Annotated in this window: 14 protein-coding genes and 1 tRNA gene; 5 read left to right on the top strand and 10 right to left on the bottom strand. The window is 69.4% G+C overall.

The features are described 5' to 3' along the window. Positions 1 to 765: an alpha/beta fold hydrolase gene (locus KY497_RS09985; protein WP_219868968.1), complete on the top strand. Its 765-nt coding sequence runs from the start codon at positions 1 to 3 to the stop codon at positions 763 to 765. 3 nt (positions 766 to 768) lie between these two features. Here KY497_RS09985 and KY497_RS09980 read toward each other — a convergent pair whose 3' ends face one another. After that, complete coding sequence (locus KY497_RS09980; RefSeq protein ID WP_219868967.1) at positions 769 to 1614, bottom strand: DUF2993 domain-containing protein; 846 nt, start codon at positions 1612 to 1614, stop codon at positions 769 to 771. 40 nt (positions 1615 to 1654) lie between these two features. Further along, positions 1655 to 3319, bottom strand: a complete 1665-nt coding sequence (gene argS, locus KY497_RS09975) for an arginine--tRNA ligase (RefSeq protein WP_219868966.1) — start codon at positions 3317 to 3319, stop codon at positions 1655 to 1657. Between the two features lie 92 nt (positions 3320 to 3411). Here argS and KY497_RS09970 point away from each other — a divergent pair, with 92 nt between their 5' ends. Further along, positions 3412 to 4227 carry an SGNH/GDSL hydrolase family protein gene (locus tag KY497_RS09970; protein ID WP_258185649.1) on the top strand — a complete coding sequence of 272 codons (816 nt, stop codon included), beginning with the start codon at positions 3412 to 3414 and terminating at the stop codon, positions 4225 to 4227. Between the two features lie 16 nt (positions 4228 to 4243). Then, positions 4244 to 4316 (top strand) — tRNA-Arg (locus KY497_RS09965). A 110-nt stretch (positions 4317 to 4426) separates the two neighbouring features. Here the strand turns inward: KY497_RS09965 and KY497_RS09960 are convergent. The 8 genes from KY497_RS09960 to KY497_RS09925 form a co-directional block, all read right to left on the bottom strand. Further along, positions 4427 to 4966 carry a histidine phosphatase family protein gene (locus KY497_RS09960; protein ID WP_218683318.1) on the bottom strand — a complete coding sequence of 180 codons (540 nt, stop codon included), beginning with the start codon at positions 4964 to 4966 and terminating at the stop codon, positions 4427 to 4429. Then, entirely contained in the window at positions 4963 to 6030 is a 1068-nt protein-coding gene (locus tag KY497_RS09955; RefSeq protein ID WP_219868964.1) for an ABC transporter ATP-binding protein, read from the bottom strand. The genes KY497_RS09960 and KY497_RS09955 overlap by 4 nt, the downstream gene beginning before the upstream one ends. A gap of 14 nt (positions 6031 to 6044) precedes the next feature. Then, positions 6045 to 7715: an iron ABC transporter permease gene (locus KY497_RS09950; RefSeq protein WP_219868963.1), complete on the bottom strand. Its 1671-nt coding sequence runs from the start codon at positions 7713 to 7715 to the stop codon at positions 6045 to 6047. After that, entirely contained in the window at positions 7716 to 8750 is a 1035-nt protein-coding gene (locus tag KY497_RS09945) for an ABC transporter substrate-binding protein (RefSeq protein WP_141386420.1), read from the bottom strand. 16 nt (positions 8751 to 8766) lie between these two features. After that, on the bottom strand, positions 8767 to 9555 hold the full coding sequence (locus KY497_RS09940) for a metallophosphoesterase (RefSeq protein WP_055869024.1): 789 nt from the start codon (positions 9553 to 9555) through the stop codon (positions 8767 to 8769). After that, positions 9552 to 10223: a tyrosine-protein phosphatase gene (locus tag KY497_RS09935; protein ID WP_141386421.1), complete on the bottom strand. Its 672-nt coding sequence runs from the start codon at positions 10221 to 10223 to the stop codon at positions 9552 to 9554. The genes KY497_RS09940 and KY497_RS09935 overlap by 4 nt, the downstream gene beginning before the upstream one ends. 122 nt (positions 10224 to 10345) lie before the next feature. Continuing rightward, complete coding sequence (locus tag KY497_RS09930) at positions 10346 to 11209, bottom strand: MurR/RpiR family transcriptional regulator (protein ID WP_235562524.1); 864 nt, start codon at positions 11207 to 11209, stop codon at positions 10346 to 10348. Positions 11210 to 11257: 48 nt separating this feature from the next. Further along, the gene (locus KY497_RS09925) at positions 11258 to 12853 is read right to left on the bottom strand and encodes a DHA2 family efflux MFS transporter permease subunit (RefSeq protein ID WP_219868962.1); all 1596 of its coding nucleotides are present in this window, start codon (positions 12851 to 12853) and stop codon (positions 11258 to 11260) included. A 93-nt stretch (positions 12854 to 12946) separates the two neighbouring features. On the opposite strand from KY497_RS09925, the gene KY497_RS09920 reads away from it, so the two are divergent. Then, the gene (locus KY497_RS09920; protein ID WP_017831028.1) at positions 12947 to 13120 is read left to right on the top strand and encodes a hypothetical protein; all 174 of its coding nucleotides are present in this window, start codon (positions 12947 to 12949) and stop codon (positions 13118 to 13120) included. Positions 13121 to 13184: 64 nt separating this feature from the next. Next, a complete protein-coding gene (nhaA, locus tag KY497_RS09915) occupies positions 13185 to 14474 on the top strand; it encodes a Na+/H+ antiporter NhaA (RefSeq protein WP_055869027.1) in 1290 nt (429 codons plus the stop codon). Positions 14475 to 14486: the final 12 nt, after the last annotated feature.

Genomic DNA, 14486 nt, shown 5'->3' with positions numbered 1-14486 from the left:
ATGCACGTCGAGACCTTCGGCGCCCGCGACGGGCATCCGCTGCTGCTCCTGCACGGCGGAGGCGTCGCCGGATGGATGTGGGAGCCGTTGCGCACCCATCTCGGCGAGGGCGTACGCGTCATCGTCCCCGACCTGCCCGGTCACGGACGCAGCGCAGACGAGACCTATGTCTCTCACACGGCGACGACCACGGCACTCGCCCGCGTGCTGGAGCAGGAGGGCCGAACAGCGACCATCGTCGGGTTCTCGCTCGGGGCGCAGCTGACCGTGCAGCTCGCCGCGCTGCATCCCGACCGCGTGGGGAATGCCGTCGTCATCAGCGCGCAGGCCGTGCCGATGCGGGCGACCCGCCCCACACTCGCGCTCCTGTCCGCGACGGCGGGACTGGCGAAGCGGGAGTGGTTCGCGCGGGTGCAGGCACGGCAACTGTTCGTCCCGGACGAGCTGCTGGACGACTACCTGCAGGCATCGGGCACGATCTCCCGAGAGACACTGCTGCGCTCCGTCGAGGAGAACCTCCGCTTCGCACCTCCGGACACCTGGCGGTCCTACCCCGGCGCCGCGTCCATCCTCGTCGGCGCGAAGGAGAGGTCGCTCATGAAGCGGTCGGCCGCACTCCTGCATGCGTCACTCCCCCACAGCGACCTGGAAGTCGTCGACGGGTGCGGACACGGTATCCCGCTGCAGCGGCCCGCCTGGCTCGCACGCCACATCGCCGCGACGTTCGGCGACCGTCCCAACGTCGCTGGGCCTCCGGGGCTCTGAGGGTCAGCTGGGGCAGACGCCCTTGTCCTGGAGCGTCGTGTCGGTCACGATCGCTCCGTTCACGTCGACGTCGATCACGGCCGCGCGATCGATGATCTCGAGCCCCGTGAGGGTGAGCCCGGCCGGCAGCTGATCGGCGATGCACACCCGCTGGGGCTGGGTCAGGCCTTCGCCGAGGGAGCCGAGAGTGGAGGCGACCCGGTCGAGATCGATGTCGAGTCCGCCGATGCTCGCCCCGACGGGTGTGAGCTCGAGGTCACCGTCGACCGTGCCGGGCGTGAGGGTCAGCGAGAGCGGCACCGCGGCTCCGAGCACGCTGATCGACCCGCTCACCGTGGCGTTCGGGGCCGCGAACTCCACCGATTCCACGGGCAGATCGGTGCCGGCAAGCAGTGCGGTGAACTGCTCCTGATCGATGCGGATCGTCCCGGTGGCACCACCGATATCGCCGCCGCGCAGCGGGACGCCCGTCGCGGTCACATCGGCAGCTCCGGTGATGCCCTCCAGCGTCACGGAATCCGTGGACAGACGCAGAGTGTCGAGTGCGCCGCCGATCAACTGCGGCAGCAGCAGACCCTCCGTCTGCACATCGAGTTGCTGGTCGGAGGGCAGATCGAGCTGTTCCACGACGATCGACCGCACGACTCCTGGCAGCACGGCTCGTGCGATGAACTCCGCGGCGACCACGAGAGCGGCGAGGACCACGACCACGATGAGCAGCACCCAGGGCCACCGCGGCCGTGTCCGCGGTGCGGCGTCCGCAGCGTCAGGCGCGGAACCCGGGATCACGAGCGTCGGATGCTCCGCCGCGGCATCCGGATACGGCAGGGTCTGGTTGTCGTCGCTCATGACTGCCATCCTGCCGTACCGAGCAGGAGGCCTGCGTGCGCTACATGCGCTCCGGCGCGGAGACTCCGAGGAGGTCGAGCCCGTTGCGCAGCACCTGGCCGGTGGCGTCGTTGAGCCACAGGCGGGTGCGGTGCACGCTCTCGATCGGGTCGTCGCTCAGCGGGATCACGCGGCAGTTGTCGTACCAGCGGTGGTACAGGCCGGCGAGCTCCTCGAGATAGCGGGCGACGCGGTGCGGTTCGCGCACCTCGGCTGCGAACGCCACGATGCGCGGGAACTCCTGCAACGCGCCGAGCAAGGCGCTCTCGCTCTCGTGCGTCAGCGTCTCCGGCGCGAACTCGGAGCGATCGATGCCCGATTGACCGGCGTTGCGGGCGACGTTGTGCGTGCGCGCGTGGGCGTACTGCACGTAGAACACCGGGTTGTCGTTCGTGCGCTTCTGCAGCAGCTCGGGGTCGAGATCGAGCGGCGAGTCGGCAGGTGAGCGCTCCAGCGAGTACCGCAGCGCATCGGTGCCGAGCCAGTCGAGCAGGTCGTCCATCTCGATGATGTTGCCCGCGCGCTTGCTGAGACGGGCCCCGTTGATCGAGACCATCTGGCCGATCAGCACCTCGACGTTCTTCTCCGGGTCCTCCCCCGCCGCACCGGCGACGGCCTTGAGGCGGTGCACGTAGCCGTGGTGATCGGCGCCGAGCAGGTAGATCTTGTTCTGGAAGCCGCGGTCGCCCTTGTTCAGGTAGTAGGCGGCGTCGGCGGCGAAGTACGTGTACTCGCCGTTCGAGCGGCGGATGACGCGGTCTTTGTCGTCGCCGAAGTCGGTGGTGCGCACCCAGACGGCGCCCTCGTCATCGAACACGTGGCCTTGCTCGCGGAGGCGATCGACGGCCTGATCGATCAGGCTCGTTCCGGAAGCATCCTTCGCGTGCAGCGTGCGCTCGGAGAACCAGACGTCGAACGGCACGTTGAAGCGATCGAGCGAGCTCTTGATCTCGGCGAGCTGGAACCCGTAGGCGAGTTCGAGTGCGACGCTCGACTGCTCGGCGTCGGGGAGTGACAGCAGGTCGGGACGCGCTTCGAGAACGCGACCGGCGAGGGTCGTGATGTACTCCCCCGGGTAGCCGCCCTCGGGGGTCGGCTCGCCCTTGGCCGCGGCCAGGACCGAGACGCCGAAGCGCTCCATCTGCGCGCCGGCGTCGTTGATGTAGTACTCGCGGACGGCGTTCGCACCGCTGGCGAGGAGCAGGCGCACGATCGAGTCGCCGAGAGCTGCCCAGCGCGTGTGGGCGATGTGCAGGGGTCCGGTCGGGTTCGCCGAGACGAACTCGACGTTCACGCTGACGCCGGCCTGAGAGGTGTTCGTGCCGTACGCGGAACCGGCATCGACGATGACCTTCGCCAGTGCACCGGCGGCAGCGGCATCGAGGCGGACGTTGATGAACCCCGGGCCTGCGACCTCGGCGCTCGCGATGCCGTCGACGGCGGCGAGGCCGTCGACGATCTGCTGTGCGAGCTCGCGCGGGTTCGTACCGAGCGGCTTGGCCAGGCGCATGGCGATGTTCGAGGACCAGTCGCCGTGGTCGCGGTTGCGGGGGCGCTCCAGCACGATGTCGGATGCGGAGAGCTCCAGCGGCTCGCCGGGACGTCGTTCCTCGGCGATCGGTGCGAGGACGGCGAGGAGGGCTGCGGCGAGGGTTTCGGGGTTCATAGCCTCCCCAGTTTACGGGGCCGGAAGACCTCGGCCGACGGCGCGGACGACGACGAATTTGCGTTCGGCCTCCGGTGATCTACTCTCATGCCATGAAGCCGCCCACCGCCCGACGCCGTGTGGGTGCGGCGGGCATCGTCGCCGGGCTTCTGCTCGCCGTCGCAGCCGTGGTTCTCGGGGTGTGGCGTCCGTGGATCCCCGCACCGGCGACGACCCCGATCAGCGCCGCCGCCGATGACGCATCCGAGACGTCCACGGTCATCGCGCCGGCACCGCTCGTGCTGCCGGAAAAGCCCACGGTGCTCGTCTTCGGGGACTCGTGGACCTACGGCTCGGCCGCGACCGTCCCGACCCTCGGCTACGCCTACCTCCTCGCCGACCTCCTCGGCGGCGAGACGATCGTGGACGGTGTCCGCGGGAGCGGATATCTCAAGCCCGGGCTCGACGGCCCCACCTTCGGGGAGCGCATCGCGGCGCTCGACCCGTCCGCCACGCCCGACCTGGTCATCATCCAGGGATCGATCAACGACCGTGCACAGGGCGTCGCCGGCTACCGCGACGCCGTGAACGCCGCGTGGGACACGTTGGCCGCCACGTACCCGCAGGCGACGATCGTGGTGCTCGGTCCCGCTCCGCACGAGCTCCCCGTCGGAGCGGCCACCGCACGCATCGACACCGATCTCTCCGCGCTCGCCGCCGCACGCGGCTGGTGGTACATCTCCCCGATCGCCCAGGAGTGGATCACCGCGCAGAACTATCTCGACGTGATCGACGTGGAGGTGGGGCGCAAGCATCCCTCCACGAACGGGCACCGCTATCTTGCGGAGAGACTCGCGGCCGCCCTCGATGAACTGCGCACCGCCCCGGTCACCGAGGCCGGTGGGTCGGAGTCCACCCCCGACGAGTGATATTGTCGATCGGTACGCCTCCGTAGCTCAGTGGATAGAGCGCCGGTTTCCGGTACCGTAGGTCGCAGGTTCGACTCCTGTCGGGGGCACAAAGGTTGTACGAGTCACGTCCGTGAGCCCGTACATGAAGTTCTTCATCACGAGAGAAGCCGCCTGATTCCAGGCGGCTTCTGTCGTTCGTGCTCCGTGGTGCGGGGGGCTACTCCGTCAACCACCGTGCGGTGTATCCGAGAGCTTCACTCCCCTCGAGCAACACGACGTCTCCGTTCGAAAGCCGTGAGCACTGGTGCCCCGTCACGGCTTCGATGCCGAGCCGCAAGAGGGTCCCGTGAGCGACGACGACGGTGTCCACGTCGTCGCGGAGAAGCTCTCTCAGCGCGCTGGCGGCGCGGTCGGCGGTGGCAGCGACGGATTCTGCGCCGGGATAGTCCTGGTCGGGCCACCGCTCCCACGCTTCGGTGACCTGCAGACCGTCGGCCTCACCGTAGTGACGTTCGACGAGGCCGTCATGCACGCGGTACTCTGCATGGGGCATGTGCCTACGGATGATCTCGGCCGACTGCGAGGCACGTCGCAGCGGAGACGAGACGATCCGTGTCCAGACCGCCGTCGCCAGCAGACGACCGGCCGCTTCGGCTTGGGCTTCGCCGACCGGATCGAGAGCGATGTCGGACTGCCCCTGCATTCTGCGCTCGCGGTTCCATGCGGTGCGGCCGTGCCTGACCAGTGCGAGGGTCATGCCGACATCACCGCCTCGCGCTCGGGCGCATCTTCCACAGCCTGCGGGTAGACCACCGCATCCGTGATGTGGACGGAGACGGCGTCGCCGACCCGGTGGCGGCTGCCGTGGGTGCGCACGCGCAGATGCGTGCCGTGCCAGTCCACGACGACGTCGCTGCCGTCCGGTGTGAAAAGCGAGGAGCGGACAGTGGCATCACCGCCGGGAGTGAGGGTGACGGCGGCCGGAAGCACGGCAGCGGTAGCCCGCACCGCATTCGCCACTCCAGGGCAGGACACGGTCAGCGGGTGGTCGCCGGCGGAGAACCGGCCGTCGGTGACGCGCCCGTCGACCAACGTCGCGTCGGAGAGGAACTTCGCGACGAACGGACTGTCGGGGCGGGCGAGCAGGTTCGACGGGGTGTCGACCTGCTGGATACGGCCCCCATCCAGCACCGCGACCCTGTCGGCGAGTGCGAGAGCCTCGGAGCGGTCGTGGGTCACGTGCACGACGGTCAGGCCCATCTCCCGGGTGAGGGTGTGCAGCTCGAGGCGAAGCCGGTCACGCAGCGGCTCGTCGAGGGCGGAGAGCGCTTCGTCCAGCAGGAGCACCCGGGGGCGGGCGACCAGCGCCCGGGCCAGGGCGACACGCTGCCGCTGCCCGCCGGAGAGGGTCGCCGGGTCCCGGCGCTCGTAACCGGCGAGTCCCACGAGGTCGAGCGCTTCGCCGACACGGGTGCGGCGCTCGGCGAGGGGCACCTTGGCGCGTCGCAACGGATATTCGACGTTGCGACCCACGTCCCAGTGCGGCCAGACCGCATGCTGCTGGAACACCATCCCCAGCCGGCGCTGCTCCGGCGGTACGGCGACACCGGGACCGGCGATGACGCGGTCATCGAGCAGGACGCGGCCCGCTGTGGGGGTCAGGAACCCGGCGATACTGCGCAGCAGCGTCGTCTTCCCGGATCCCGAAGGGCCGACGAGAGCGAGGAACTCCCCGTCCGCGACCTGCAGGTCGACGTCGGCGAGGCCGACGGCACCGGAGCGGTATCGCAGAGAGACATGTTCGAGTGTGACGGAGGCCATGGGCACCCTTTCTGTTACTTCGTCTTCGGGATCGCGAACCCGATGACAGCGAGTCCGAGCACGGCCACGATGAGCGACCATGCGGCGGCGGTGCTGAACGCACCCGCCTGCTGAAAGCTGAAGATCGCGACGCCGAGGGTCTGCGCCCCTGGCGACAGCAGGAGCACCGACAGCGTGAGCTCGCGCACGGCGGTGACCGCGACGATCACCGCGCCGGAGAGCGCGGCCGGTGCCGCCATCCGACAGGAGATGTCGATCAGGGCGCGCACCCGTGTCGCGCCGCCGATCCGCGCCGCCTCTTCCGCACTGGTCGGTGTCGAGGAGAGCGGAGCGGCGACGGCCTGCACGACGAGCGCTGTGAACGAGGTGACGTAGGCCGCGAGGATAAGCCACGGCGTGTTGAACAGCCCCAACGCGGGTGCGAGCACCAGCCATGCGACCGCGATGACGATGCCGGGGACGGCCTGCGGCACCACGGCGACGGCCCCCAGCGCTCGGTTGGCTCGGCTCGGCACTCGCGCCACGAGCAGCCCGATGGCCAGACCGACGACGCCGCAGATCACGGCCGCCATGATCGCGAGCATCACGGAGTTCGCCGCCCCCTCCAGCGCGTTGCGCGTGGTGAGCGCGCGGACGAGGTGGTGGAGGGTGAGGTTGTCCCAGGTGAGCGGCACGCCGGGAGCACGCAACAGCGTCTGCGTGAGCAGGGCGAAGAGCGGGAGGACCGTGATGAGGAGCACCACGAGCCACATCGCCACCCCCAGTCCCCCACGGGCGCGGCCCAGGGAGACGCGTTCGACGACGGCGCTCGACGAATCCAGCTCCCACCCGCGCCGACCGACCATGGCGTCGGCGACGAGGGCGAGGACCGCCAGGATCAACAGGACGACGCCGATCGTCGCGACCACGGCCAGCGGGTCCTCGACGGTGCCCGACTGCAGGTAGCGATAGACGAGAGTGGCGAGGGTGGTGAAGCGTTCAGGGAGCCCGATGATCGACGGGATTCCGAAGTCGGCGAGGTTCCCGACGGCGATCAGTACGAACGATGACAGCAGCGCCGGCCGCAGCAGAGGGATCGTCACCGAGGTGAGCGCTCGCACGGGACCTGCGCCTCCGACCCGCGCAGCCTGCTCCAGGTCGGTGGGGATACGGCGCAACGCCGCGGAGACGATGAGCATGGCGATGGGATAGCTGTGGATCGTGAGCAGCGCGATGACGCCGTCCGCCCCGTAGATCGACCAGAGCGGTCCGCCGAAGATGTCTCGCCACCACAGGTTCAGCGGACTCGTGGGGCCGGCGACTCCGAGCCATGCGATGGCGCCGACGAACGGGGGCATGAGCAGTGGGCTCAGAGCGAGCAGGCGAAGCGCCGACCGCCCCGGCAGGTCGGTGCGGTCTAGGAGCACGGCGAAGACCGTGCCGACCACGACGGCCAGCACCGCCGACACTCCGGCGGAGAGCAGGCTGTTCGCTCCGGCTTCGAGGACGTCGCCCTGGAGGAGCACCTCCGCCTGCTGCCCGCGGCTCGCCAGCACGAGGATCGCGCCGATGGGGAGCAGGATGAACGCGCCGCACGCCAGCCACAGGACGAGGGTGAGGATGCTGACGCCGTCAAGCGTCCGGCGCCCGCCACCGCGGGCCCGGCGCGATGCCGGACCCGCGGCGAGAGTGGAGATCTCGGTCATTTAGAGGAACAGCGAGCGGAAGGTCTCGACCGCAGCGTCCTGCGTGCTGCGGATGGTCTCGAGGTCCGGGGAGAGGATCTCGATGTCGTCCATCGACGGGGCGCCCTCGGGCGTGCCGACGTCGGAGCGCACCGGCAGGTACGACTGCTCGACGGCGAGCTCCTGGCCGGCGGCGCTCACCAGGAAGTCGACGAACGCCTTGGATGCTGCCTCTTCGTCGGTGTCAGCGAAGATACCGACCGGCTGGGACACGTACGGCACGCCCTCGCTCGGGTACGACACGGCGATGGGCGACCCCTGTGCGGCGAGCTCGCGCACCAGGTAGTCCACCACGATGCCGACGGGCTGCGCGCCCGTGGCGACGGCCTGAGACACGGGGCCGTTGCTGTCGGCGATGACCGGACGGTTCTCGGCCAGGGCCGTCATCCACTTCTCACCCAGCTGGTCGTCGTCCAGCCACACGGCGGCGTTGTACGCCGCTGCCCCGGACACGTCGGGGTTCGGCATCACGATCTTGTCGGCGTACTCGGCGTCGGTGAGGTCCTTCCACGACTCGGGTGCTTCGGTGATGATGCCGGTGTTGTACGCGATGACGGTCGGGATGATCCTGGTGCCGGTGTAGAAGCCCTCGGGGTCGACGACGTCGGGATTCAGGGCGTCCACGTCCGCCGGCGTGTACTTCAGCAGCAGGTCGTCGGCGGCGTACCCCTCGAAGGTGCCGGCGTCGGCGGCGAGGAACACGTCGGCCTGGATGCCACCGGACTCCTGCTCGGTCGCGACTCGAGTGGTCAGGTCGCCGGTGCCGGCGCGGAACACCTCGACGGTGATCTCGGGGTGGACCTCGTTGAAGGCGGCGACGAGTTCGTCGGCCTTCTCCTGCGGCTCGGAGGTGTACAGCGTGATGGTCGCCGGCTCCAGGGCTGCGGCGGACTCCTCGGGCGTCGCGGCGGGAGCCGGCGTCGAGGAGCAGCTGGCGAGGGCGAGTGCGGCGACGCCGAACAGTGCCACGGGAGCGGTCTTGCGAAGGAATGACATGGTGTCCAATCAGGGTTCAGGTGGAGATGACGGAGGAGAAGATCGGTGCGGGCGAGTCGAGCCCGACGTTGGTGACGGCGACGCCGCCCGGCAGCAGATGCACGAGGGAGAACATCGCCAGGTCGTGGCCGCTGACGCGGTTCGGGCCGGCGTCCATCACCTGGTGATAGGCCAGCGACGGACCGACGAAGACGGGGATGCCGCGCAGGGTCGCGGACAGCGGGTGATGGAAGTGCCCGGCCAGGACCGCCCGCACGTCCGAGCCGGCCATGGCGTCGAGGAAGTCGTCCGCGTCCCGCAGCCCCGCCTTCGCCAGCGTCGGCAGCGGAGAGCCCAGCGGCGCATGGTGAACGGCGACGACCGTGCCGAGGCCGTGCGGAGTGCGCAGCACGTCGCGGAGCCACGCCCGCTGGTCGACTCCGAGCTCGCCGCGAGACGAATCCAGGATGATGAAGCGGAGCTCGTCGACGATATGCACTCTGTGGTGGGTCTGCTCGTGGCCGCGCAGCACCCGCGCGGCCTCCGGCTCATCGTGATTGCCGAGCGCGGTGAGCACCGGGACACCGGCGATCTCCGCGAGCTCGTCGAACGCCTCGCGCAGTGCCGGATAGGCATCCGCGTTCCCCCGCTGCACCAGGTCGCCGGTGACCACGACCGCCTCCGGTGTGATCCCGGCGTCGCGCAGGTACGCGCCGACGGCGCGCAGGCGAGCGAACCCGTCCACGGTGTCGTACAGAAGGCCGCTGCTCATGGCATGGACATCACTGAGGTGCAGCACCGTCAACCGACCGGTCGCGCGACTCATGCCGCCACCCCTTCCTTGCGGCGCAGCGCCGCGAGCTGATCGGAGCGGAGACCGTGTGCGCGGAGGTACTCCTCCGCCCCGCCGAACTCGCGGATGACCGCCAGCGCGTGCACGATGGCCTCCGGGGGGCTCTCCAGGTGCAGGCGCAGAACATCGGCGCGTTCCCGGGCTTCGACGGAGGCGGCGATGCGCTCGGCATGCTCCCCTCGCACCGGACGCACCTGTGGTGCGGAGAGCACGTAGTCCGCGACCACGTCGTCCTCGCTCGCCCCCGCGGCGAAGCGCGCCAGCGCGACGACGAGGCCGGTGCGGTCCTTGCCGGCGGTGCAGTGGACCAGGGCTGCACCCTCGGCATCCGCGATGGCTCCGACCGCCGCGGTCAGCGCGTGCCCTCGGCTTCGCAGCAACCCCTCGTAGATCTCCTCGAGGGTGCCCGTGGCCGGGGGCTCGGTGCCGTAGACCGGGACGGACGCCGAAGGGATGCCGTGGACGACGGCATCACTCTCCGCGGGCTCGCGCAGGTCGACGATCACACTCACCCCGAGCGCGATCAGGAGCTTCTCCCCCGCTTCGCTCAGCGCTTCGGGCGCACCGGAGCGGACCAGCCATGGCCTCCTGGTGTCACTCGCCCGGACGTTGAAGAGCCCGTCCACGTCAATCGCCAGCATGAGACCGTCCCGCCGTTACATGTATTTCGAACCACACGAAACGTCATTACAGTCGGGGTACGTCACCGTCTGCTGACCCGGCGATGACGCCCGGCTGGCCGGGAGGTGAACGGTCGGGTGCGCTACTCCTCGGCGATCGCTTCAGCGACGACGTGACGCATGCCCGCAGCGTCCGACGGGGCCACATCGCTGGCGAGGGCAGAGTGCAGCGCATGCAGCACCACGGTGTGTCCGATTCGCGCGAGGAAAGGGTCGACGTCGTGCGTCAGGGCTGCAGGGCCCGTCGCGACGACGATGTCGGCGGTGCGCCCGATGGGCGAACGAGCGAAGCTGGTGACGACGGCGACGCGTGCTCCGCGGTCCGCAGCGGCAGCGCAGGCACGGAGCGTCTGGACGTTCGCACCGGAGTAGCTCAGTCCGAAGCACAGGTCGTCCTCGGTCAGGCTGTTGACGGCGAACTGCTGGGCGAGCGGATCGACGGGCGCCTCGACCGGACGCCCCAGGATGCTGAGACGCATCGCGAAGTCCTGCAGCGGCGGCCCGGAGAACCCGTTGCTGACCAGCACCACGCGGCGGGCATGACGCAGCGCCGTCGCGGCCTCCTGAAGGAGCACCGGGTTCACGCTGTCTTGGGCGAGGCGCACCGCTTCCACGGCGTCATCGAAGGTGTCGGAGGTGACATCGTCTTCCCGGGGACGCAGGGGCGTCGAGCGAGCGAGTTCCAGACGGAGGTGCTGGAACCCGCGGAAGCCCAGGCTCTGGCATGCGCGGATCACGGTTGCCGTCGACGTTCCCGCGGCCTGGGCGAGTTCGGCCGTCGACCACATGACGACCTCCGCAGGTCGCTCCAGAATCAGCGCCGCGACTCGCGACTCACTGGGCCCGAGCAGCGACGACGAGGCACGCACACGAGCGAGCACGCTGAGATCAGGGCGGGAGATGACCATGGCTTCCTCACCGGCGCACACGTCGGAATGCACCTGCATGGAATGTAGCGCCCGAAGTCGAACGGAGAGGAAACTCCGTCGCGTCCCTCAGACCTCGGCCTCTTCGGGGCGGGCGCGCACCGTGGCCGATCCGAGGGACACGGTCGCCAGCAGCCCGAGCGCGAGGAACCCCGCGGCCGTCCACGCCGCATAGCGCGTGCCCTCGGAGAAGGCCGCCTTCGCATCCTCAGCCGCGTCGGCCGTCGCAGCGTTCGCCTCGAGCCCGCTGATCGCCGCTCCCGCGCTGTCCACGACGGCCGAGACGATCTGGTCACGCTGCACGGCGGGCACGCCCCGCTCGTCGAGCGAGGAAGCGAGGATTCCAGCCGTGCTGGTGAACAGCACCGTGCCGAGCACCGCGACGCCGAGAGCGGCGCCGATCTGCCTCGAGGTGGACTGCGTGCCGGATGCGGCCCCACTGTCCGCGACCGGGACCTCGGCGAGCACGACTCCTGTCAGCTGGGCGGTGGCAAGGCCCACGCCGAGTCCGTAGACGAACAGGAACGGGATGAGCGGTCCCCACGAGGCGTCGGGCCCGGTCACGAACCCCACCCCCGCGACACCGACGATCTCTGCAATGAGGCCCACGCGTACCACCCACACCGGAGCGATCTTCCCGCTCGCGGCGCCGGCGACACCGCTGGCGAGGAACGAGCCACCCGCCAGCGCCAGCAGGAGCAACCCGGTCTGCACCGCTTCGAATCCGAGGACGAACTGCAGCCAGAGCGGGAGTGCGAGGATGATGCCGAACTCGCCCAACGACACCACGGCCGCCGCGATGTTGCCGTTGCGGAAGGAGGAGATCGAGAACAGCCGCAGCGCCAGCAGCGTCGGCTTTCCCGTGCGCTCGCGGTAGCGGCCCCAGAGGATGAACCCGATGACGGCGATGACGGCGACCGCGAAGAGCAGGGGTATCGGCGACAGCTCCCACGGCCACGCCCAGTCGCCGATCTGCGGACGCGTATCGATGAGCCACCAGCCGTATGTCCGCCCCTCGATGAGGCCGAACACGAGGCTCCCCATCGCCACGATGGAGAGCGCGGCACCGACGACATCGACTCTGCTGATGCGATCGCTGCGAGATTCCGCCACCGTCAGCAGCACGCCGATCACGATGATGATGCCGAGGGGGATGTTGATCCCGAACGCCCACCGCCACGAATACGCGGTCGTGAGCCACCCGCCCAGGAGAGGGCCGACAGCAGCCATACCACCGATCGTCGACCCCCACACGGCGAAGGCGATCCCTCGCTCGCGTCCTCGGAAGGTCGCATTGATGATCGAGAGCGTCGTGGGCAGGATCATCGCTCCACCGACGCCCTGGGCCAGACGCGCGAGGATCAGCATCCCCCCGTCCGGCGACAGCGCAGCGAACACCGACGACAGGGCGAACACGACGACGCCGATGAGCATCACCCGCCGCCGGCCGAAGCGATCGGCGAGGCTGCCGAACACCAGCAGCAGGGAGGCGAAGACGAGGGTGTACGACTCCTGCACCCACTGCACCTCGGTCGAGGTGATGCCGAGGTCCTCCACGATCGCAGGGATCGCCACGTTGACGATCGTCGAGTCGACGATGATCAGCGAGACCGCGATGCTGATGAAGACGAGCCCGAGCCACCGCAGGCGCACGTACCGTTCCATGATCGCTAGCTTAGTTAGCTAAATGGGATTCAGGTAGGTGTGGTCTCCGCGGAGCGCAGATAGATCTCAGCAGCGCACGGCTAGGCTGGACGCGTGCCCCTTCTCTCGATCGCCGGCTCGACGCGTGCCCCGCACCGTCTTCGCTCGGCGACCCCGATGAGGGAATGGATGCGGGTCATCCTGCACCCGGGCACGAACGGGTGGACCAGTGTGTGGGGCACGCTCTCGCACGGCGAGATCGCCGGCTGCCCGCCGCCACGGAACTAGACCACGCCTCGAACGGGGCGGTGGTCTTCTGCGCCATTCACCCCTTCTCGCGTGAGGTCTTTCCGTGTCCCCGAATTCATCACCTGCCCGTTTCTCCCTCGCCCCGCATGCGCTGTGGCAAGGCATCCGCTCCAACGCCCGCAGCGACGTCCTGGGCGGCTCCCTCCTGCTGGCGGCGACGTTCGCGGCCCTGATCCTGGCCAACAGTCCTGCCGCCTCCTGGTACGAGTCCGTGCGCGACTTCACGTTCGGCATCCCCGAGCTGCACCTCGAGCTCAGCATCGGCGCGTGGGCGGCCGATGGGCTTCTGGCGATCTTCTTCTTCGTCGTCGGCCTCGAGCTGAAGGAGGAGTTCGTCGCCGGGCGTCTGCGCGACCCGCGCCGGGCGGCCCTGCCGATCGCCGCAGCCGTGGGCGGCGTCGTGGTGCCCGCGCTCATCTTCGTCCTGATCAACGCGGGCAGCGGAGCCGATGCGCTGCGCGGGTGGGCGATCCCCACCGCGACCGACATCGCGTTCGCGGTCGCGGTGATCGCCGTGGTCGGCAAGTTCCTCCCCCCGGCGCTGCGTGTGTTCCTGCTGACCCTGGCGATCATCGACGACCTGATCGCGATCACCATCATCGCGACGTTCTACACCGACTCGATCAGCTTCCCGTGGCTGATCCTCGCCCTGCTGCCGCTGGCCGGGTTCGCCGCGCTCGTCGCGAAGGGCGTCCGCGCATGGTGGCTGCTGCTCCCGCTCGCCATCGCCGTGTGGGTGTGCATCCACGCATCCGGTGTGCACGCGACCGTCGCGGGTGTGCTGCTCGGTTTCGTCGTCCCCGTCACGGCGACCGAACGCGCCAGGGTCCGCACCGGCAGCGACGATGAGGGCCTCCCCGTCTACGACGGCATGGCCGCCCACTTCGCCGACCGCTGGAGCGTCGTGGCCACGCTGTTCGCCGTTCCCGTCTTCGCCTTCTTCGCCGCCGGCGTCACGGTCGGCGGGTGGGACGGACTCGTCTCCGCGTTCTCCGACCCGATCACGATCGGGATCGTCGTCGGACTCGTCGCCGGCAAGCCGATCGGCATCCTTGTCACGACCTTCCTGCTGAGCCGATTCCCCGCACTACGGCTCGACGAGACGCTGCGCTGGCCGGATCTGACCGGTATGGCCTTCCTCGCCGGAATCGGCTTCACCGTCTCCCTGCTCGTGGGAGAGCTCGCCTACGGGTCGAGTTCCGTGGCGGACGAGCATGTGAAGATCGGGGTGCTCGTCGGATCCTTCGTCGCCGCGATCCTGGGTGGAGTGATCCTCGCCCGACGCAACGCACGGGGACGCCGCGAGCATGAGAGCACGGCAGCAAAGGTCTAGCGGGACCATCGT

Source organism: Microbacterium sp. PAMC22086, from assembly GCF_019443525.1.
In the GTDB taxonomy this organism is placed as follows: Bacteria; Actinomycetota; Actinomycetes; order Actinomycetales; family Microbacteriaceae; genus Microbacterium; species Microbacterium maritypicum.
The sequence above is the reverse complement of the archived record's forward strand: the minus strand, read 5'-3'. Positions and strand labels throughout refer to the sequence as shown.

Coding starts and splice junctions, on each gene's coding strand:
- KY497_RS09925 (WP_219868962.1), bottom strand. CDS start 12,853: ATGGAACGGTACGTGCGCCTGCGGTGGCTCGGGCTCGTCTTCATCAGC.
- KY497_RS09960 (WP_218683318.1), bottom strand. CDS start 4,966: ATGACCCTCGCACTGGTCAGGCACGGCCGCACCGCATGGAACCGCGAG.
- KY497_RS09930 (WP_235562524.1), bottom strand. CDS start 11,209: ATGCAGGTGCATTCCGACGTGTGCGCCGGTGAGGAAGCCATGGTCATC.
- KY497_RS09985 (WP_219868968.1), top strand. CDS start 1: ATGCACGTCGAGACCTTCGGCGCCCGCGACGGGCATCCGCTGCTGCTC.
- KY497_RS09945 (WP_141386420.1), bottom strand. CDS start 8,750: ATGTCATTCCTTCGCAAGACCGCTCCCGTGGCACTGTTCGGCGTCGCC.
- KY497_RS09970 (WP_258185649.1), top strand. CDS start 3,412: ATGAAGCCGCCCACCGCCCGACGCCGTGTGGGTGCGGCGGGCATCGTC.
- KY497_RS09935 (WP_141386421.1), bottom strand. CDS start 10,223: ATGCTGGCGATTGACGTGGACGGGCTCTTCAACGTCCGGGCGAGTGAC.
- KY497_RS09980 (WP_219868967.1), bottom strand. CDS start 1,614: ATGAGCGACGACAACCAGACCCTGCCGTATCCGGATGCCGCGGCGGAG.
- KY497_RS09940 (WP_055869024.1), bottom strand. CDS start 9,555: ATGAGTCGCGCGACCGGTCGGTTGACGGTGCTGCACCTCAGTGATGTC.
- KY497_RS09955 (WP_219868964.1), bottom strand. CDS start 6,030: ATGGCCTCCGTCACACTCGAACATGTCTCTCTGCGATACCGCTCCGGT.
- argS (WP_219868966.1), bottom strand. CDS start 3,319: ATGAACCCCGAAACCCTCGCCGCAGCCCTCCTCGCCGTCCTCGCACCG.
- KY497_RS09950 (WP_219868963.1), bottom strand. CDS start 7,715: ATGACCGAGATCTCCACTCTCGCCGCGGGTCCGGCATCGCGCCGGGCC.